Origin of the sequence: Glycomyces sambucus (assembly GCF_900102815.1) — a bacterium.
GTDB classification, from domain to species: Bacteria; Actinomycetota; Actinomycetes; order Mycobacteriales; family Micromonosporaceae; genus Glycomyces; species Glycomyces sambucus.
This window is the reverse complement of sequence record NZ_FNGF01000002.1, coordinates 888,509-906,456: the sequence shown is the minus strand read 5'-3', so window position 1 is coordinate 906,456 and position 17,948 is coordinate 888,509. Positions and strand designations below refer to the sequence as shown.

General features: G+C 73.2%; 18 protein-coding genes. 9 read left to right on the top strand and 9 right to left on the bottom strand.

The genetic code is table 11. From position 1 onward, the window contains the following. The first annotated feature begins 120 nt into the window (after positions 1-120). The 4 genes from BLS99_RS09395 to BLS99_RS09380 all read left to right on the top strand — a co-directional run bounded on the left by BLS99_RS09395 (position 121) and on the right by BLS99_RS09380 (position 3,119). Positions 121-738, top strand: coding sequence for a copper resistance CopC family protein (locus BLS99_RS09395; RefSeq protein ID WP_091047391.1), 618 nt, complete (start codon positions 121-123; stop codon positions 736-738). Between the two features lie 135 nt (positions 739-873). Continuing rightward, on the top strand, positions 874-1,488 hold the full coding sequence (locus BLS99_RS26575) for a hypothetical protein (protein ID WP_218126371.1): 615 nt from the start codon (positions 874-876) through the stop codon (positions 1,486-1,488). A 259-nt stretch (positions 1,489-1,747) separates the two neighbouring features. Next, on the top strand, positions 1,748-2,647 hold the full coding sequence (locus BLS99_RS09385) for a hypothetical protein (protein WP_091047388.1): 900 nt from the start codon (positions 1,748-1,750) through the stop codon (positions 2,645-2,647). Positions 2,648-2,714: 67 nt separating this feature from the next. Continuing rightward, positions 2,715-3,119 (top strand): hypothetical protein, encoded by a 405-nt coding sequence (locus tag BLS99_RS09380; RefSeq protein WP_091047384.1) that lies wholly within the window; start codon positions 2,715-2,717, stop codon positions 3,117-3,119. A 55-nt stretch (positions 3,120-3,174) separates the two neighbouring features. On the opposite strand, the gene BLS99_RS09375 is transcribed toward BLS99_RS09380, so the two are convergent. Continuing rightward, on the bottom strand, positions 3,175-3,570 hold the full coding sequence (locus BLS99_RS09375; RefSeq protein ID WP_143034724.1) for a hypothetical protein: 396 nt from the start codon (positions 3,568-3,570) through the stop codon (positions 3,175-3,177). Between the two features lie 23 nt (positions 3,571-3,593). Beyond that, complete coding sequence (locus BLS99_RS09370) at positions 3,594-4,133, bottom strand: hypothetical protein (protein WP_143034723.1); 540 nt, start codon at positions 4,131-4,133, stop codon at positions 3,594-3,596. 343 nt (positions 4,134-4,476) lie between these two features. On the opposite strand from BLS99_RS09370, the gene BLS99_RS09365 reads away from it, so the two are divergent. Both BLS99_RS09365 and BLS99_RS09360 read left to right on the top strand, forming a co-directional pair. After that, positions 4,477-5,802 (top strand): ferredoxin reductase family protein, encoded by a 1,326-nt coding sequence (locus BLS99_RS09365; RefSeq protein ID WP_176953269.1) that lies wholly within the window; start codon positions 4,477-4,479, stop codon positions 5,800-5,802. A gap of 211 nt (positions 5,803-6,013) precedes the next feature. Then, positions 6,014-7,096, top strand: a complete 1,083-nt coding sequence (locus BLS99_RS09360) for a BTAD domain-containing putative transcriptional regulator (RefSeq protein ID WP_176953268.1) — start codon at positions 6,014-6,016, stop codon at positions 7,094-7,096. Here BLS99_RS09360 and BLS99_RS09355 read toward each other — a convergent pair. Then, positions 7,093-7,626 carry a hypothetical protein gene (locus BLS99_RS09355; protein ID WP_091047365.1) on the bottom strand — a complete coding sequence of 178 codons (534 nt, stop codon included), beginning with the start codon at positions 7,624-7,626 and terminating at the stop codon, positions 7,093-7,095. The two genes, BLS99_RS09360 and BLS99_RS09355, sit on opposite strands and share 4 nt — an antisense overlap. A gap of 305 nt (positions 7,627-7,931) precedes the next feature. Between BLS99_RS09355 and BLS99_RS09350 the strand changes: the two genes are divergently transcribed. Then, the gene (locus tag BLS99_RS09350) at positions 7,932-9,275 is read left to right on the top strand and encodes a S41 family peptidase (protein WP_091047362.1); all 1,344 of its coding nucleotides are present in this window, start codon (positions 7,932-7,934) and stop codon (positions 9,273-9,275) included. 58 nt (positions 9,276-9,333) lie between these two features. Next, positions 9,334-10,530, top strand: coding sequence for an MFS transporter (locus BLS99_RS09345; RefSeq protein ID WP_245712192.1), 1,197 nt, complete (start codon positions 9,334-9,336; stop codon positions 10,528-10,530). A gap of 40 nt (positions 10,531-10,570) precedes the next feature. On the opposite strand, the gene BLS99_RS09340 is transcribed toward BLS99_RS09345, so the two are convergent. The 6 genes from BLS99_RS09340 to BLS99_RS09315 all read right to left on the bottom strand — a co-directional run bounded on the left by BLS99_RS09340 (position 10,571) and on the right by BLS99_RS09315 (position 16,979). Next, a complete protein-coding gene (locus tag BLS99_RS09340; protein WP_091047359.1) occupies positions 10,571-11,119 on the bottom strand; it encodes a hypothetical protein in 549 nt (182 codons plus the stop codon). Between the two features lie 138 nt (positions 11,120-11,257). Further along, entirely contained in the window at positions 11,258-13,444 is a 2,187-nt protein-coding gene (locus BLS99_RS09335) for a GMC oxidoreductase (protein WP_091047357.1), read from the bottom strand. Positions 13,445-13,517: 73 nt separating this feature from the next. Next, a complete protein-coding gene (locus BLS99_RS09330; RefSeq protein ID WP_091047353.1) occupies positions 13,518-13,934 on the bottom strand; it encodes a Dabb family protein in 417 nt (138 codons plus the stop codon). A gap of 29 nt (positions 13,935-13,963) precedes the next feature. Then, positions 13,964-14,815 (bottom strand): SDR family oxidoreductase, encoded by an 852-nt coding sequence (locus tag BLS99_RS09325; RefSeq protein WP_091047350.1) that lies wholly within the window; start codon positions 14,813-14,815, stop codon positions 13,964-13,966. Between the two features lie 66 nt (positions 14,816-14,881). After that, on the bottom strand, positions 14,882-16,303 hold the full coding sequence (locus BLS99_RS09320) for an MFS transporter (RefSeq protein WP_218126370.1): 1,422 nt from the start codon (positions 16,301-16,303) through the stop codon (positions 14,882-14,884). A 130-nt stretch (positions 16,304-16,433) separates the two neighbouring features. After that, positions 16,434-16,979, bottom strand: a complete 546-nt coding sequence (locus BLS99_RS09315; RefSeq protein WP_091047346.1) for a TetR/AcrR family transcriptional regulator — start codon at positions 16,977-16,979, stop codon at positions 16,434-16,436. 107 nt (positions 16,980-17,086) lie between these two features. On the opposite strand from BLS99_RS09315, the gene BLS99_RS09310 reads away from it, so the two are divergent. Then, the gene (locus tag BLS99_RS09310) at positions 17,087-17,893 is read left to right on the top strand and encodes a Nif3-like dinuclear metal center hexameric protein (protein ID WP_091047343.1); all 807 of its coding nucleotides are present in this window, start codon (positions 17,087-17,089) and stop codon (positions 17,891-17,893) included. Positions 17,894-17,948: the final 55 nt, after the last annotated feature.

Sequence of the window (17,948 nt, the reverse complement as noted above, 5' to 3'; positions counted from 1 at the left end):
CGTCTCCGACGACCCGGTCGGCAGGTTCCCCCGGGAGCCCATAGATATCGATGTACTCCTATTGGTAGATTGACCTCGCAGTTGGCCGTCGACTCGGACCGGCACTCAAGGGAGCGACCAATGCGAACGAGACACCATGCCCGCCGAACGGGCCTTCGCGACTACCCCAGGCGGCTCGCGCTCGCCCTCATGGGAGCGTTCTTCCTGGTCCTGGCCTCGCCTGTCCCCGCGTTCGCGCAACCCGAGGTCTGGGCCAGCTCGCCCGAGGACGGCGCGCTGCTCGACACCGCGCCCGGCGAGATCGCCGTGACTTTCTCCGAGACGCTCGACGGCGCGAGCACCGTGGCCGTGGCCGGCCCCGACCGGGTGCCGCTCGAACTCGAGGCGCCCCGCTTCAGCGAGAACGTGCTCATCCAGGGGATGCGCTACCCCGCGGTCGGCGCGTACACCGTCACCGTCACCGCGGTCTTCGCCGACGGCCAGGAGCTGGAGACCGTGTTCAGCTTCAGCGTCGAGTCCGTCCCCGAGATGCTCGCGGTCGACGGCGTCGCGATCGAGGGCGAGGCCGCGGACACCGCCGGGACCGGCGAGTCGGCCGCACCGAGCGGGTCCTCCGGCGACTCGGGCTCGAACCTCGTCCTGCTCGTCGCGATCCTCGCCGCGGCCCTCGTCATCGTCGGCGGCATCCCCGCGATCAGGCGCATGGACCGGCGCCGCCGCTCGACGGGGCCTGCCTGAGAACGAGCCGCCCGACGACCAGCCGGACCGGACCGCGCCCGCGAAGACTGGCACGGTCTGGGGATTCTGGGACTGCTGTGGCGCACGTAGTGTTCATCCCGACAGCCCGAACGATCCCCCCGGAGGTTGAGAACGATGAGCGAGTACGACGAGACCGGTTACGACGAGGCCGACACCGCCGAAGACGTCACGGCCGAGGACGACTACAGCACCGGCGTCCCCGGCGTCACCGTGGAGGAGACCTTCGACCTCGACGGCGACGGCTACGCCGACAGCACCATCACCGCCGACGGCGTCACCTACATCGACTCGGACGGCGACGGCCAGGCCGATGGGGTCGCCTACGACTACGACGGCGACGGCATCTCCGACGAGCTCCTGATCGACGCCGACGGCGACGGCACCTTCGAGACCGCCGTCGCCGACACCGACGGGGACGGCATCGTCGACACGTACTCCTCGGACACCGACGGCGACGGCATCGTCGACCAGGTCTCCTACGACGCGAACGGCGACGGCTACATCGACCAGGTCTCCACCGACACGAACGGCGACGGCTACGCCGACGTCGTGGCCACCGACTACGACGGCGACGGCCTGGTCGACGAGATCGAGATCGACTCGGACGGCGACGGGATCGTCGACACCGCCATGATCGACTCGGACGGCGACGGCTTCCTCGACACCGTCTACACCGAGGCCACCCCGGCCGGCGACTCCTTCCAGTCCCAGACCGGCCAGGTCATCTAGCACCTCCTCCCGGCGGGCGTTCGGCGTGAAGCCGAACGCCCGCCGCGGCATGTCCGCCACCCCGCGACGCCCCGCCATCGAAACTCCGCTATCACAACCCCGCTATCAAGAGCCCGCCATCGAATGCACCGCGACCTTCACCGCGTCGCCCGCCCCCGCACGGTGCCGGTGTTCCGCCGGTGCATCGCCTCGCCAACCCGCGCCCGTCCCTGAAGGATGAACCCGTCGGTTCCTCACCGCATCCGAAGGGCTCCAGGCCATGGGACACACCTTGCAGCGCTGCGCGATCGGCGCGGTCGCCGCCGCGCTCACCGCGACGGCCGCGTGCGCGAGCGGACCTGACGACCGCGAACCCACGGCGGTCGAGGCGTCCATCATCGAGCAGCTCGGGCAGCCTCCCGCCGCGGACCTCGACCCGGCCGGGGCCGAGGCGGCCAGGAGCGACTTCGTCGCCGCCTGCATGGCCGAGGACGACCTCGAATACCTCGGCCCGCCCGAGACCCCGTCCCTCGTCGAATGGCTGGGGCTCACCCCCGACGAGTTCGCGGCCGAGTACGGATTCGGGCACACCACCACCATCGACCTCCGCCCGGCCTACGAGATCGCCACGGCCGACGCGGTGGAGGCGTTCCGCGCCCGCATGGAGGCGCTGCCCGAGGCCGACCGCGACCGCTACCGGACCACCGAACTCGCCTGCCTCCAGGAGTCCTACGCGGAGTTCGGCCTCCCCGAGAACGGGACCGTGCACCTCCCCGACGGCTCCCCGATCCACGACTACACCGCGCAGGCGCACGAGGCGACCGTCGCCGACCCCCGCCTCGCCGAGGCCGCCCGCGCCTGGTCGGACTGCATGACCGGCCTCGGATTCGACTTCGCGGGCCGCGACGAGATGGGACTGCCGCTCCAGGAGGCCGCGGTGCCGTTCGCGGACGCCTTCGCCGCCCAGGGCCAAGCCCTCGTCGACGCCGGACGCGACTGGAACGACCTCCGCGCCGCGGACGTGCTCGACGCCGAACAGCTCGCCGCACTCGCCGAGCTGCAAGAGCGCGAACTCGCCGTCGCGGACGCCGACCGCCGGTGCGCCGCCGAAGGGCACGACCCCGACGCGGTCTACCTGGAGGTCTACAACGAGCACCTGGCCGAACTCACCGCGGCCTGAGACGGCCGCGCAGCGCTTTCCCCCACCGAACCCGATCCGAAAGGGAGACAACAATATGAGATCCGCAATGAAACGAGCCGCGACCGGCGCGCTCGCCGTCCTCGCCGGCGCCCTGACCGCCGTCGTCGTGGCCGGGGCCCCGGCCGACGCCCGCTGCCTGGGACAGGGCAACGGCAGCACGATGCAGGTCCGCTACAACGGCGTCACCATCGCCGAGGAGCGGCAGGCGTCCGGCACCTGCGACGGCGACGGCATCTACAACGGACAGGTCCGCGACACCCGCGAGGACGGCTACGCGGCCCAGGTGGCGTACGTGGACGGCTCGTTCCAGGGGACCGTCGCGGTCGCCACGACCAGCGCCTGGAAGAGCTACCGCTTCTACGACCAGACCGGGAACACCAGCGCGGGCATCATCTTCTGGGCGCGTCCGGAGACCCGGCCCGAGATCCCCGCCAGCACTTACGGCTACTGACCCCGAAGGGCGGGTCGCCGACCGGCGGCCCGCCCCACTGGCGTGGTGCCCGGGATCAGCAGCGGATGGTCTTCGCCTGCTCGTCGTACGAGTCGAACCCGGAGCCGATGATCTGCAGGATGAGCCGGTAGGTCCCGTTCCGGCACGGCGCGCTCAGGAGCACCGAGTAGCTGCGGTTGCCCTTGTAGGTGACCGTGCGCCCGTCGTTCGAGGGCCCGTTGAGGTAGCTGTACTCCGTCCAGTACCGGCCCGCGCATCCGGACACCGTGATGCGCAGGACGCCGTTGACGTTCGACCCGACCTTGTTCGGGCCGCTGATGCTGGTGGTGACGGTGCAGCCCGCGGCCTCCGCGGCCGGTGCGGACGACGCCGGAATGACCGCCGCGGCCGATCCCGCCCCGAAGACCATCAAAGCGATCGCAATCTTGGCGATCAGTCGCCGCAGTGTCATCGTGCTCCTCGTTCCGTTCTCGGTCAGCACGACGTCACGCTCAGGACGTCGCCGGTCACGTACTTCTCGGTGCTGCCGCGCTGGACCAGCAGCTCGGTGCTGTACGACCCGCGCTTGCAGGTCGCGGCGACGCGGGGGTAGCCGCTGGCCGGGGGCTTCACCGTGTAGTCGTACGTGGCCACCTCCAGCCAGTAGCCGCCGACGTACATCTCGAGGCTGAAGGTGATCTTGAACGGGCTGGTGCCGCAGCCCGCCAGCTTGAAGTAGCCTTCGCCGCGGACGTACCCTCCGGACTTCGTGGGCTTGTACGCGCGCGCCGTCACCGTGCAGGCGGCGGCGACCGCGGTGACCTCGGTGGCGTTCTCGTACTCGGCGACCTGGATGTAGCCGTCGGGCTGCGACTCGTACGTGACGTCGAGCAGCGCACCGAGCCCGGCGTCGGCGGCGGCTGCGGGAGCGCCGTCCGAGTCGGCCGCCGCGGGCGCGGCGACGCCGAATCCGGCCGCCAGGATCATTGCAAGCGCCACGCCGAGTGACGCGAGCAGTCTCGATCTGATCGTCATCTGTCTCTCCTTTGAGCTGGGTGAGGTGGAGGCGCATCGGGCACCGGCCGTCCGGCGCCGGACGGATCGAACGCCGCGCCGCGGCGTGCCCGCGTCGGGACCGGAAGCCCGATGACCTCTGCATTCACCATCCCAGCGGGCGTATTCGATGACCAGGCGCGACACCGGCGGGAGACCGGCGGATGCACGCGGCGCCGCAGGACCCCCGTTCCGTCACACCGGTCGTGCGGGCCGGGTCCCCGACTCGTATATAAGATCGCGCTTATATAATGTCGGTTCGACGAGCCCCGCCCCGGCCCCGCGGGCCGCACCCCTCAGGGGCTCCGGAGAGGGGAACCGGCACATGCCCCAGCCGACAGCGCAGAACGACCAGACCAGAGCGAGCAGATCCCCTCACCCGATCGGGCGGCGACTCGTCGCCGGACTGCTCGCCGTGCACACCGCCGCATGGGTGCTCTCGGCGCCCGCGGCCGCCGACGGCCGCAGCGACCTGCTCCGGCAGCTCGCGGGGGAGTACCTGGGCGCCACGGCCGTGGTCCTGTTCGCGACCGCGACGCTGCTGAGCACCCGCGCGCGATGGCTGGAGCCCTGGTTCGGCGGCCTCGACAAGATGTACCGCGCCCACCGCGAGACCGCGACCCTCGGATTCGCGCTCCTCGCCGCCCACGCGGCCACCACCCCGTGGCGGCTCACCTCGCCCGGCGGCGTCCCCTCCGGCCTCCTCGCCTTCGCCGGGATCACGGTGATGGTCGCCCTCGCGCTCGGACCGCGCCTCCCCGTGCTGCGCCGCGTCATCACCATCGGCTACGGGCGCTGGCGGATCCTCCACCGCTTCGTCGGCATCTTCCTCATCATGGCGCTGGCGCACATGCTGCTGGTCGACGCCGTCGTCCACGCCATGCCCGTCCCGTTCGCGATCACCATGGCCGCCTTCGTGACCGGCATCGGCGCGTTCCTGTACTCGCTGCTGCTCGCCCGCCTCGTCCGCCCCCGCCGCGCCTACACGGTGACCGCGGTCCGGCGGCTCAACGACGCCACCGTCGAGATCGGCCTCGCCCTCCGCCGCGGCAGGCCCCTGGAGTTCCACTCCGGCCAGTTCGTGTTCGCCTCGTTCCGCCGCCGCGGACTGCGCGAGCCGCACCCGTTCACCGTCTCCAGCGCCGCGCACGACCCGCACCTGCGGCTGACGGTCAAGGCGGCCGGCGACTTCACCCGGCGCCTGCCCGACCGCCTCGGGCCCGGAGTGAAGGCCGTCGTCGAGGGCGCCTACGGGATGATGGACTACCGCCGCGGCGGACCCGACCAGGTCTGGGTCGCCGGCGGCATCGGCGTCACCCCGTTCCTGAGCTGGTGCCGCGACCTCACCGAGGACCCCGGGCACCGCATCGACTTCTTCTACACCGTCCGCGACCGCGCCGACGCCCTGTTCTGGGACGAGATCGTCGCCGTCGCCCGCCGCCACCCCCGGCTGCGCCCCCACCTGCACGTCTCCTCCGAGGCCGGCAGCCTCACGGTGCCTCGTATCGTCGCCCGCGCCCGCGTCGACCCGGCGAGCACCGAGGTCTACCTGTGCGGTCCGGTCCCGATGATCCGCGCGCTCGAACGTGGGTTCCGGGACGCGGGCGCGCCTGCCGCCCGCATCCACTTCGAGGAGTTCGGCTTCAGGTGAGGTCGGCCGCGGGGCCGGTGGATCTCGCAGCCGCGGAGCCACCGGCGGACCTCGGCCTCCAGTCTGGACCGTTCCCGCCTGTGCACCGCCGGTGAACCGCCTTGCAGGTCCCGGCGGCGCCCGCTGGAATGGTCCCAACGACGGCGGACCGACGAGGGCGGTGGAGGCAATGGCCGAGGGGCATCGAACAGGGAGGACGTCCGGCGCGCTCGTGCGCCGCCACCGCGAGCGCGCCGGGCTGACGCAGCGCGAACTCGCGGAGCGGTCGGGCGTCAGCCTCGCGGCCGTGCGGGACCTGGAGCAGGGACGCAGCGGCCGGCCGCGGCGCGAGTCGGCCCGCAGGCTCGCGTCCGCCCTCGGCCTGCCGCCCGAAGACGTGCTGGCGATGTTCGGCCCGGCCCCGGCGGCCCCCGAGGCCGCGCCGCGCGAATCGCGGACCGGCACCGCGCCGCAGCACGTCATCGGGGTCCTCGGGCCGCTGACGGTGTGGCGCGACGGCGCCGCGGTGCCGTTCGGCGCGGAGAAGGCCCGGACCCTGCTGCTGCGACTCGCGTTGAGCGCCAACGAGGTCGTGGGCCGCGAAGAGCTCATGGACCTCCTGTGGGGTGAACGGCGCCCGCCCACGGCCGTCGACCTGCTGTACACGTACATGGCGCGCCTGCGGCGGCTCGTCCGCCCGGCCGCGCCCCCCGAGTGCGCGATCGAGGCCGCCCTCGGCGGCTACCGCCTGGTCGCCGGCCCCGAACGCCTCGACCTCCTGCGCTTCCGCCGCCTCGCCGCGGCGGGCCGCGCCGAAACCGATCCCGAACGCGCCCTTCAGGACTACGCCGCGGCGGCCGCGCTCTGGCGCGGCGAACCCGATGTGGACGCACTCCGCCACCACCCGCTGGCGGCCGCCCTGACCGAGGAGTACGCGGACCTGCTGCGCGCGTACGCCGCGACCGCCCGCGACCTCGCCGACTGCGAGCAGGTCCTGCCGCGCCTGCGCGGGCTCGCGCAGCGCCTGGAGCTGCACGAACCGCTCCAAGCCGACCTGGTCGCGACCCTCGCCGCCGCGGGCCGCCGGACCGAGGCGCTCGCCGCGTACGACCGCGTCCGCGCCGTCCTGCGCGACCAGCTCGGCATCGGCCCCGGCGAACGGCTCCGCGAAGCGCACCGCGCCGTCCTCACCCGCGAGGACGCCTCCAAGCCCTTGCGGCCCGACATGGTCCGCCAGCTCCCGGCGGGGCGCCGGGACCTCGACGGCGCCGGACCGGTGCGCCGGGACCTGCGCACCGGCCCGGTCGGGGGCTAGTTGTCGCGGATCCTGTCGTAGCGCCACGGGATGTACCCCTGGTTGCGCAGCGATGCGGTCGCGACCTTCACGTGCCGCATGTCGGACGAGGGGTCGGCCAGGTCGTAGATCCAGATGTGCCCCGACTCGGCGGCCCACTTGTGGAAGAGCATGCAGTGGTTGTCGTAGGAGTTGACGATGTCGCCGGTCTTGAGCTGGCCCCAGTTGATCCGGGTGCACAGGTCGGGCAGGGTGCGGGTGCTGTGCCCCGGGGTGGCGCTGTGCCAGCACATCGAGACGAACCCGGAGCAGTCCTGGCGGTAGGTGTGGCTCCCGTCGATGTCGGTCGCCCGGCTGCCGCCGTTGTACTGGATGTTGCGGTTGTACCAGTTCTGGGCCCGCTCCAGTACGTCGGCGCGGACGATGTTGCCCAGGTACGCGGCCTGCGCGGGACTCGCGACCGCGACCGCCGGAAGGGCGACGGCGGGGACGATGGCGGCCGCCCGCAGCAGGCGGCGGCGGGACAGGTTCGGTGTGTCGTGCGCGGTCATGGGGGCTCCTTCGGAGGATGGGGTCCGACCGGTCCGCGGGCCCCTGCCGGGGCCGGCGCATCGGACTGCCACGATGCTAGGGAACCCGCCTTGAGCCGACCTGGCACCGAAACCCGTACCGAACCCGTACCTCCGAATCGCGCGACCGGGCTCTGGAGCTCCGCTGCCGCCTCGGCGACCGCCGCGGACGGGCCGAGTGACGCGACCGCCTCGCCGACCCGGTCCCGCGACCGTGCTGACCTGTCTCGATACCGGTTCCAGCGCGATATCGCGACCGATATGACAGTGCTGTTATAATTCATCTCGTGACAGCTCATGAACCGGTCCGCGTCGGCCTCGGCACGCGCCTGCGCCAGCTCGTCGGACACCTCGACCGCGCCGTCGACCAGGCGTACGCCGACCTCGGCCTCGACTACCGCGCCGCGTTCACCCCCGTCACGCGCGCGCTCATGGCCGCCGAGTCCCTGTCGGTCAGGCAGATCGCCGCCGCCACCGGCGGCACCCACTCCGCCGCGAGCCAGACCGTCGCCCAGATGCGCAAGACCGGCTTCGTCGAGGACGCCCCCGGCACCGACGGCCGCGAACGGCGCGTCCGCCTCTCCGACCTCGCCCGCCGCCAGCTCCCCCTCATCGAGGCCCAATGGGCCCGCACCGACGCCGCCGCCGCGGCGCTCGACGCCGACCTCGGCATCGACCTCGGAGCCACCCTCGCCACCGCGCTCGACCTCGTCCGCGACCGGCCCTTCCTCCCCGCCGACGAGGAGCACCCGCCCGGGCGCTGGCTCAGCGCCACCGACCAGGGCGACGCCCTCATCGCCCTCGCCGACCTCGTCGAACGCCACTACGTGTTCGCCGAGCGGGCCGCCACCTACGCCGAGGAGATCCGGCGGCACCCCGTCTCCGAGGACGGGACCGGCACCGAAGCCCTCGCCGCGGCCCTCACCATCGCCCTGCGCCGCCACGACGGCCACTTCAAAGTCACCTGGGGCCGCCCCTGGCCCGCCCCCAAGCCCGACACCGAGAAGCCGGACACCGCCTCCCATCTCGACTTCCGCAGAGAAGGCCGCGTCGGCGTCGTCACCGCCGACCTCTTCGAGGACGGCGACGACCCCCGCGCCGCCGCCGAGGCCCGCGACTGCCTGAAGCGGCTGAACGAGTGCGACGCCGTCGTGTTCGACTTGCGCGCGAACCCGGGCGGCTGGCCGACCATGGTCGAAGTGCTCGCCGGCCCCCTGCTCGGACCCGAGCCCGCGCCGATCCTGACGTTCATCTCGCGCACCGACCCCGACGAGCACTCGCGCACCCGCCCCGTCCCCGAACTCGCCGCGCTCGCCGACATGCCGGTGTTCGTCGTGGTCGGCGACCGGACCGCTTCGGCCGCAGAGAGTTTCGCGTACGCGCTCCAGAGCTTCGGGCGCGCCACCGTCGTCGGCGCCACCACCGTCGGCGCCGCCAACCCGGGCGCGCCGTTCCCCGCCGGCGACGGCTTCTGGATCGTCGTCCCCATCGGCGCCCCGATCGATCCGCGTACCGGCACCAACTGGGAGGGCGTCGGCGTCCGCCCCGATGTCCACACTGATCCGGAGACCGCACTGGAAGCCGCCCTCCGGCTCGCGGCCACCGCTGCGCGCGACCACCGCGCGGACTGACGCCCGCACCGCCGAGTCGCCCGCCGGGCGGGCCGCCCGGGTGATCTAGCATCGCCCGGTGACCCGATACCGAGCCGTGCTCGCGATCCCGGGGATGGCAGCCCTCATGAGCGCTTCGCTGCTGGCCCGCACCGCCATCACCGCCAACACGACCGCGCTGGTCATGTTCGTCGTGCTCGCACTCGACCTGAGCTACGCCGCCGCGGGAGCGGTGGCGGCGGCGCTCACCGCCGGGATCGCCGTGAGCGGTCCGCTGCTCGGCCGCCTGATCGACCGGCGCGGACTGCGGACGGTGCTGCTGGGCACGGTCACCGCACAGGTGCTGTTCTGGACGAGCGTGCCGTTCATGGACTACGGCGTGCTCCTCCCCACCGCGCTCGCCGCCGGCCTGCTCATGGTCCCGGTCCAGTCGGTGACCCGGCAGGCGATCGCCGCGATGACGACCCCGGAGCAGCGCCGGGCGGCGTTCGCACTCGAAGCGGTGCAAGGCGAACTGACCTACCTCATCGGTCCCGCCGTGGTGATCCTCCTGGCGGCGTCCACCTCTCCCGGCCCGGTCGCCTGGGGCGTCGGGGCCGCGATCGTGGCCGGCGGCGCCCTGATCGGCCTGCTGAACCCGCCCCTGCGCACCGCCGACGAGGCGGAGGCCCACGCCGGCCCGCGGCCCCCGCGCCGGGCGTGGCTCGACTCGCGCATGATCGCGGTGCTGACGATGGCCGTCGGCACCACGACGCTCCTCGGCGGCATCGACCTCGCGATCATCGCCGCACTCGAAGCGACCGGCCAGGTGTCCCGCGCCGCCGCGGTCGTGGCCGTCCTCGGCATCACCTCGGTCATCGGCGGACTCGTCTACGGCGCCATGACCCGGCCGATGCCGACCTGGCTGCTGCTCGCCCTGCTCGGGCTCGCGACGATGCCCCTCGGGCTCGCGCCGGACTGGCGCTGGCTCTGCCTCGCCGCCGTCGTCGCCGGGCTCCTCACCGCCCCGACCCTCGCCACGGTGGCCGACGCGGTGAGCATGCTCGCGCCCGCCTCCGTCCGGGGCGAGGCGACCGGGCTCCAGGCGTCGGCGCAGAGCGCGGGCATCGCGCTGGGGGCGCCGCTCGCGGGCCTCGCGATCGACCTGACGGTCCCGGCCGGCGGCTTCGCGGCGGCGGGCCTGGCGGGCGTCGTCGCGGCCCTCGTCGGACTCCTGTTGTCCCGCAACCGGATCGGACGGACACCGAGCGGAGCCCGTCCGGCGGCCGGAGCGTGAACATGAGGTCCGGCCGCCGCCAGGTGGGCCGGCGAATGCGTCAGCCGAGCGTCGCCCCGACGGTCGCGTCGTCGCCGTCGTGCGCCACCAGCTCCACCATGATGCCCCCGGAATCGGGCGCCTCCGGCTCCTCGTCGCAGGTGAGGCTCCCGCTGCCGTCGGACCGGAACAGCAGGGCGCACGACGGGTGGTCGAGGAAGCCGCCGCCACCGCCCAAGCCGTCGGGGTTCGTCAGGCTGATCTGGACCCCGCCGTCCTGCACGACGGCCTCCACCGTCCACTGCCCTTCCCCGCCCAGGGGGAACGCGACCGAACCGGAGAAGGACGTCTCGCAGTCGCCGTCGTCGCAGGCGCCACCGCCCGCATCCGAGTCCGCCGCCTCGTCCTGCTCCTCGGCCTCGGTCTCGGCCTCGGGCGAGGGCCGCTCGGACGGCGTGGCGGCCCCGCTGGTGGAGGCCGCCGCCGCAGCGTCGGACGCCGATAGCTCAGCGTCCGGCTCCGCTTCGGACCCGCAGCCGGACGCGGCCAGCACCACCAGGAGCGCGCCGGTCGCCGAGGCCCGCATGAGGAAACGTCGCAAAGGGATCATCCGCCGATTCTAGGCAGATCGGGAATCGCTCCCATTAGGGCGTCGGTCATCGCGACGGCAGGGGCAGCGTGGTGAAAAGGACAGTGTGGCGGCAGGGGCAGCGCTGCGAGAGGAACAGCGGTCAGGTGCGCCCACCGGTCACACAACGCCCGTCTCGCGGGCCGGCACCTCCGCGTTCCGGCCGTGTTCATTGCGCCGCAGCGCCGCACGTGCGAAGAACGAGGCGAACCGGGCCGCGGCGCGGATCCGGCGGGCGCGGGTGAAGCCCCGGCCCGAGATCGAGGCGCCGAGGCGCAGCAGGTCGATCGGACCGATGTGGACGGTGAACCGCTGCGCCGCCTCGGGCCCGGCACCGACCGGTGCGATCTCGGTGCGGAGGCTCGTCAGTCCGGTCAGGAGCGCGAGCGGGCGGCGCGACCGCGTGGTCTTCACGCCGGTCAGGACCCAGGGCCGCCCGGAGTCGTCGTCGAAGCGCATCTCATAGGCCATCGCCACGTTCCGGCCCGCGGGGAACAGCGAGAGCGAGCCCTCGATCGCGGTCGCCGACGCGAGCCCCGCGACCTCGATCGTGCCTCGCATCCGCAAGGCGTGCAACGGGTCGGCGAGGAACCGGTCCATGCTCGGGATCTCGGCCGTCAGCGACAGCACCGTCCGGCGCCGGGCCCGCCGGGGCGTGGCCATGCGCTCGCGGAAGACCACGCCGTCGCCGCTCGTCGTCGCGTGCCGTTCGGCCATGTAGGCGAACGCCGCGTCCTCGGGGACGGTCGCGGGCTCCACGTCCGCCCATTCGGGGGCGCGCCACCCGTCGCGCCCGGCGCGGCGGATCACCGCCTCGATCGAGCGCTCCGCGACGGCGAGGATCGTGGCCGAGGGATTGACGCCGGTCGCCGCCGGGAGCACCGATCCGTCCATCACGTACAGCCCGGGGTGCCCGTGGACCTCGCCCGCGTCGTCGACGACGCCGGTGGCCGCGTCAGGGCCCGGCCGGACCCCGCCGAGGGGGTGCACGGTGACGGTGCGCCGCAGCAGCGACCAGGTCACCGGCTGGTACAGGCGCGCATTCAGCAGCCGCCCCAGGAGCGGGCTCAGGCGGAGCTGGGACCGGTACAGCTCTGCCTGCCACCGGTTGCGCCACGCCAGGGCCGCGCGGCCCCGGTCGTCCAGGGAGAGTACGCCGTCGGCGGAGTCGCGGCCCATGCCGAGCACGGCGAACGTCCGGCCCGGGTCCGCGGGCCGGCGCCTGCGGCGGCGCTCGCGCAGCCGCCGCCCGGGCAGCACGGCGTCGAGCATCGCGGTCACCTGCGGCGGGATCGCGCCGTCCTGCACCTGGTACCAGACCGACCGCCTCCCCTCGGGCACGTCGAGAACGGTGCTCGTGGTGATCGTCGGTCCGGTCGCCATGTCCTGGCCGCCCTCGCGCAGCTCGGCGAGGGTGAGGAAGTCGCCGTTGCCGGAGAACCCGGTGCCGAGCAGCGGCGAGACCCCGGGCAGGGTGCCGTGGACGTCGCGGGCGCGCAGCAGCAGCTCGTTGGTCGCCACCGCGCCGGCCGCGAGCACCACGCGGGGCGCGGTCCATTCCCGCAGGGGCGCTTTCGGATCGCCGGGGGTCGCGGTGGTCACCGCGTACCCGCCGTCCCGCGGCTCGATGCGCCGGACCTCGGCGCCGGTGACGGCGCGGGCGCCCTCGCGTTCGGCCACCGCGAGGTAGTTGCGGTCCAGGGAGTTCTTCGCGTCCCGGTTGCAGCCGATGACGCACTCGCCGGTGAACGCGCAGCCGCGCTGGGGCACGCCGTGCCGGTTGGGGCGCCAGGCGTCCGGGTCGCCGAAGGTGACGGCGAGGTTGGGCCGCACGGTGGCCTCGGCCATCGCCATGCCGCGCACCATGCCCTCCACGAGCTCGGTGCGCGCCGGGAGCCGCCCGGTGCCCGGGTCGCCTTGGACGGGCCCGGCCTCCAGCATGTGCGCGGCGAGGTCGTAGTACGGGTCGAGCCGGTCGCGGTGCAGGCCGACGGGCCAGCGGTCGTCCATCGCGCCGGCGAAGGGCCGGGCGAAGACGTTGGCGTAGGCGAGCGATCCGCCGCCCCACCCGGCGGCCTGGACACTGGCCATCGTGCCGAGCCAGCGGATGTCGTAGAGGCCGCGGTCGACGTCCCACAGCCACCCGTCCTCGAGGTCGGGCCGGCGCGGGAAGGTGCCCGACCGCCAGCGGCGGCCGCGTTCGAGCACGATGACGGTGAAGCCGGCCTGCGCGAGGCGGGCGGCGGCGACGGCGCCGCCGAAGCCGCTGCCGACCACGATGGCGTCGGCGTCGAAGAGTTCGCTCATGGGGGTGCGCTCCAGGGGTGAGGTCGATCGGGCGGAGGGGCGGGGAGCGGCGCGCGCCGCTCCCCGCGCGGATTCACTCCCCGTGCCTGCCGGGGGCGGCGCTGCCGCTGTAGTCGCCGAGGCCCGCCACGAGTCCGGCGATGTCGGGGGAGTTCTCGAAGCGGCGCCGGTGGATCTCGGCGATCTTGGCGCCCAGTTCGGGGTCGGGGTCGTCGGTGATGTCGAACGAGGCGAACTTGTCGATGAGCGGCAGGCCGCTGCGGTCGATCTCGTTGTGCTCGGGGTGGTTCATCAGCTCCTCGTACGCGGCGAGGTCCTCGATCTGCGAGACCGCGCCGTACTCGTACTCGCCGCCGAAGTCGCGGCCCACCACCCACGACTTGATCGCGGTGATCTTGCCGGAGGCGACGCGCATGCGTTCGAGTCCGGCGTCGACGTCCTCTTGCGACAGTCCGGGTTTGAGGCTGAACCTGATGCCGTGGTAGATCATGTGCTTCCTTTCGTCGGTGTGCGGGGGTCTCAGGCGCCGAACGCGGCCGCGTGGTCGCGGGCGAAGTCGGCGACGTCGCGGGCGGGCGTGCCGGTGAGGTCGGCGACCGCGGCGTGGACTTCGGCGGCCTCGCCGCGGGCGTAGTGCGCGTAGTCCTCGACGAGACCTTCGAGCTGCCAGGGCGGCATGAAGGGCGCGAGGGCGGCGGCGAACTGCTCACTCGTGATGTCCTGGAAGGCGATCGGCTTCCCGGTGGCGGCCGAGATCACCGCGGCGATCTCGGTGTGGGTGACGGCGCGGGGGCCGGTCAGGGTGTAGGTGCGGCCGGTGTGGCCGGCCGTGGTGAGGACGGCCGCGGCGGACTCGGCGATGTCCCTGGTGTCGACGGCGCTGACGGCCGCGTCGCCGACCGGCGCGCCGAACCAGCCCTGTGCGATGCCGTCGGCGAAGCCCAGGAGCGACTGGAGGTAGAGGTTGGGGCGCAGCACGGTGTGGTCGATGCCGAGCCCTGCGACGTGGGCCTCGACCTCGGCGTGCCAGCGCAGGAACCGCACGGGGGAGTCGATGTCGGCCGCGTACTGCGAGAGGACCACGAGCCGGCTCACCCCGCCCGAGCGCACGAGGTCGGCGAACCGCTTCTGGAGCGCGGCGGCGTCCGCGGCGGAAGGGCTGTTGAGGAACGCCGCGTCGACGCCTTTCAAAGCGGCCGTGAGCGATTCGGGGTCGTTGAGGTCGGCGACGACGTTCTCGACGCCGGGGACGGCCCGCTCGGGGTCGCGGACCATGGCGCGGACGGTGGCGCCGCGCGCCTGGAGGGCCGGGACGAGGGCGGAACCGACGGTGCCGGTCGCGCCGGTCACGAGGACGGTGGGTGCGGTCATTGCTGGTCTCCTTGACTCGAGTGGATCGGTTGCGGCAGTGGCACTGCCGGGCTCAGGGTGCGGTTGTCAGGACGCGGCGGCGGCGAGTGCGCGCTCGCGGGACCGGCGCCCGCCGGCTAGCGCGACGACGAGGGCGACCGCCATGAGCGCGGCCTGGCTGAAGAACGCGGTGGTGAAGTCGATGTCGCCGTGGCCTCCGGTGGCGCCGATGGCGATCCCGGCGAGCGCGGCGAGGCCGATGGCGCCGCCGAGCTGCTGGGCGGCGTTCACGAGTCCGCTGAGGAGCCCGGACTCGCCTTCGCCGCTGTCGCGCACCGCCATCGTGGTGGCGTTGACGATGCCGAGGCCGAGCCCGGCGCCGATGAGGGTGAACGACCCGAGGAGGTGCACGGAGTAGCCGCTGCTCACGGGATTGATTGCGAGCCAGAGGATTCCGGCGAGCAGGAGTGCCACGGCCACGGGCAGGGCCCGGCCGAGTCCGATGCGGTTCGTCAGCGCCGGTGCGAGGCCCGCGCAGGTGATGAGCATGACCGCGATCGGGGTCTGGGTCGTTCCGGCCGCGGCGGGGGTCATGCCGAGCACGTCCTGCTGGTACAGCGGCAGGAAGAAGAACAGGCTGGTGAGGGTGGCGCCGAGCAGCGCCATCACCGCGCTCGCGGTGACGATCGGCCCACGTCGGAGGACGCCGAGCGGCACCAGCGGGTGGGTCGAGCGCCGCTCGGCGGCGATGAACGCCGCGATGGCGGCGAGGCCGACCGGGATGCCGACGAGCGTGCCCGGGTTGCTCCATCCGGCCTCGGAGGCGGCGACCATGCCGAAGGCGAGGGCCGAGACGCCGACGGTGATGGCGACGGCTCCGGCGAGGTCGAAGCGGCCGGGCCGTCCCGGGAACGAGGGCACGGTCCGCATGACGATGAGCATGCTGAGCAGGCCGAACGGGACCGGGGCCCAGAAGACCGACTGCCAGCCGACGGCCTGGGTCAGCAGGCCGCCCGCGAAGATCCCGAGGAGGCTGCCGGCGCCGGAGACGATGCCCCAGATGCCGAGGGCGCGGGTGCGCGCGGCCGGGCTCTCGTAGATCGCGAGCATGAGCGCGAGCGAGGAGGGCACGACGATCGCGGCGCCGACGCCCTGGCCGATGCGCCCGGCGATGAGCATCGGCCCGGTGACGGCGAGGGCGCAGACGGCGCACGCGGCGAGGTAGAGCACCATGCCGGCCGTGAAGACCCGGCGTGCGCCGAGCACGTCGGCGAGGCGGCCGCCCAGCAGCAGCAGGCCGGCGAACGCGACCAGGTAGCTGTCGACGACGATGGCGAGCTCGGCCGCGGTGAGCCCGAGGCCGTCGCGGATCGCCGAGCCGGCGAGGTTGACCATCGCCGTGTCGAGGATGATCAGGAACATCGAGGTGGCGAGGCCCGTCAGGGCCAGGCCCCGCGGGATCCGCGGATAGGAGGACTGCACCGGCGGGGGTGCGGTTCGGTCGGTCATCGTTCCGTCTCTCGTGAGTGGGTGTGTCCGGAGCGCCGGCGGTGAGGGCCGCCGGTGATCCGTTTGATAGTGAGTGGTCACTATCTTTAGGGTGTGAAATTCGATCCGTCCCAACGGCCCGACCGAGCGGTCAGGCCCCCGAGGCGAGGAAGCGGTCGACCCAGGCGTCGTCGGCCGCCCTGGCGGGCAGGTCCATCGACGCCGCGACCATGTACAGCATGCCGGCGGCCACGAAGTCGTGCGCCATGTCGGTGTCCACCTTCGGGATCGCCTCCACGCGCTCGAACGTCTCCTGCGTCCACCGGTGCATGACGTCGCGGATCTCGGGGTCCTCCGAGGCCGCGTATCCCTGGAGCAGGATGAGCATCAGCTCGCGCTGCTCCATCAGCTCGCCCCACGCCTCCGCCATCGTCTCCAATGGACGTTCCTCGGCGGCCTCGCCGGCCCTGAGCATCCGGCGCTCGACGGTCGCGAACGCCTCGTGCAGCACCGCGATGAAGAGCTCGCGCTTGGTCGGGAAGACGCGGAAGAGGTTCGGGTGCGAGATCTCCACGTCCTTGGCGATGGTCACGGTCGAACCGCCGTGGAGCCCCTTGTGGCTGAACTCCTTCAGGGCCGCCTCCAGGATCTGGCGGCGGCGCTGCTCGATGCCGACCCGGGGCCGCTTCTCCGCCATGTTTGATAGTAAACACTCACTCTCGAATCGGTGTCAAGCCGGGGCCCCCGAATTTCAGGCACCGGTGCGGGAAGACGCCGCCCACCGGGAGTGGATATGGTGCGCACATGGTGATGACGGCTCAGGACGTGGTGGATCTCGTCGACGCGCACCTCGGCGTGCCCCGGCGCGCGGAGACCGTCGACCAGTACCTCGCCGGGGACGCCGACCAGGAGGTCCACGGCGTCGCGTTCACCATGATGGCGACCCTCGACGTGCTCCAGCGCGCGGTCGCGCAGGGGCTCGACCTGGTGGTCTCCCATGAGCCGCTGTACTACCACCACCGCGAGGAATGGGCCGCGATGCTCGCGGCCGAGGCCGACCCGGTGCACCGCGCGAAGGCGGCGTTCATCGCCGAGCACCACCTCGTGGTGCGGCGCCTCCACGACGCGGTGCACGACACGCGCCCCGACCGGATCGTCCACGGCGCCGCACACGCGCTGGGCTGGAACGACTTCGCGCGTCCCGACCTGCCCGGGGTCTTCGACGTCCCAGCCACGACCCTCGGCGCGCTCGCCGAGCACACGGCGCGGGCGCTCGGGGCGAGCGCCCTGCGCTACATCGGCGACCCCGACCAGCCCGTCTCGGTCGCCGGGGTCCAGCCCGGGTTCTGGGGCTTCGAGAAGAACCGCGCGATCCTCGCCCGCCCCGACGTCGACGTGCTCCTCATCGGCGAGTCGAACGAATGGGAGACCGCGGCCTACGCCGCCGACGCCGTCAGCGCCGGGCTGGCCAAGGGCCTCATCGTCATCGGGCACGTGCCCTCGGAGCAGGAGGGCATGTCCGCCACCGCCGACCGCCTCGCGGCGCTCCTGCCCGGCCTCCCCGTCGCCTTCCTCCCCACCGCCGACCCCTTCCGCCCCCTGCCCGCCTAGCACCGGCCGGGGGCCCCGACCCGTCCCGCCGGCGCTCCTTCGCCGATCGCGCCCG

Excerpts from the sequence above, each read along its gene's own strand:
- BLS99_RS09385 (WP_091047388.1), top strand. The coding sequence starts at position 1,748 with ATGGGACACACCTTGCAGCGCTGCGCGATCGGCGCGGTCGCCGCCGCG.
- BLS99_RS09320 (WP_218126370.1), bottom strand. The coding sequence starts at position 16,303 with ATGACCGACCGAACCGCACCCCCGCCGGTGCAGTCCTCCTATCCGCGG.
- BLS99_RS09310 (WP_091047343.1), top strand. The coding sequence starts at position 17,087 with ATGGTGATGACGGCTCAGGACGTGGTGGATCTCGTCGACGCGCACCTC.
- BLS99_RS09335 (WP_091047357.1), bottom strand. The coding sequence starts at position 13,444 with ATGAGCGAACTCTTCGACGCCGACGCCATCGTGGTCGGCAGCGGCTTC.
- BLS99_RS26575 (WP_218126371.1), top strand. The coding sequence starts at position 874 with ATGAGCGAGTACGACGAGACCGGTTACGACGAGGCCGACACCGCCGAA.
- BLS99_RS09355 (WP_091047365.1), bottom strand. The coding sequence starts at position 7,626 with ATGACCGCGCACGACACACCGAACCTGTCCCGCCGCCGCCTGCTGCGG.
- BLS99_RS09380 (WP_091047384.1), top strand. The coding sequence starts at position 2,715 with ATGAAACGAGCCGCGACCGGCGCGCTCGCCGTCCTCGCCGGCGCCCTG.
- BLS99_RS09365 (WP_176953269.1), top strand. The coding sequence starts at position 4,477 with ATGCCCCAGCCGACAGCGCAGAACGACCAGACCAGAGCGAGCAGATCC.
- BLS99_RS09395 (WP_091047391.1), top strand. The coding sequence starts at position 121 with ATGCGAACGAGACACCATGCCCGCCGAACGGGCCTTCGCGACTACCCC.
- BLS99_RS09340 (WP_091047359.1), bottom strand. The coding sequence starts at position 11,119 with ATGATCCCTTTGCGACGTTTCCTCATGCGGGCCTCGGCGACCGGCGCG.
- BLS99_RS09370 (WP_143034723.1), bottom strand. The coding sequence starts at position 4,133 with ATGACGATCAGATCGAGACTGCTCGCGTCACTCGGCGTGGCGCTTGCA.
- BLS99_RS09375 (WP_143034724.1), bottom strand. The coding sequence starts at position 3,570 with ATGACACTGCGGCGACTGATCGCCAAGATTGCGATCGCTTTGATGGTC.
- BLS99_RS09325 (WP_091047350.1), bottom strand. The coding sequence starts at position 14,815 with ATGACCGCACCCACCGTCCTCGTGACCGGCGCGACCGGCACCGTCGGT.
- BLS99_RS09315 (WP_091047346.1), bottom strand. The coding sequence starts at position 16,979 with ATGGCGGAGAAGCGGCCCCGGGTCGGCATCGAGCAGCGCCGCCGCCAG.
- BLS99_RS09330 (WP_091047353.1), bottom strand. The coding sequence starts at position 13,934 with ATGATCTACCACGGCATCAGGTTCAGCCTCAAACCCGGACTGTCGCAA.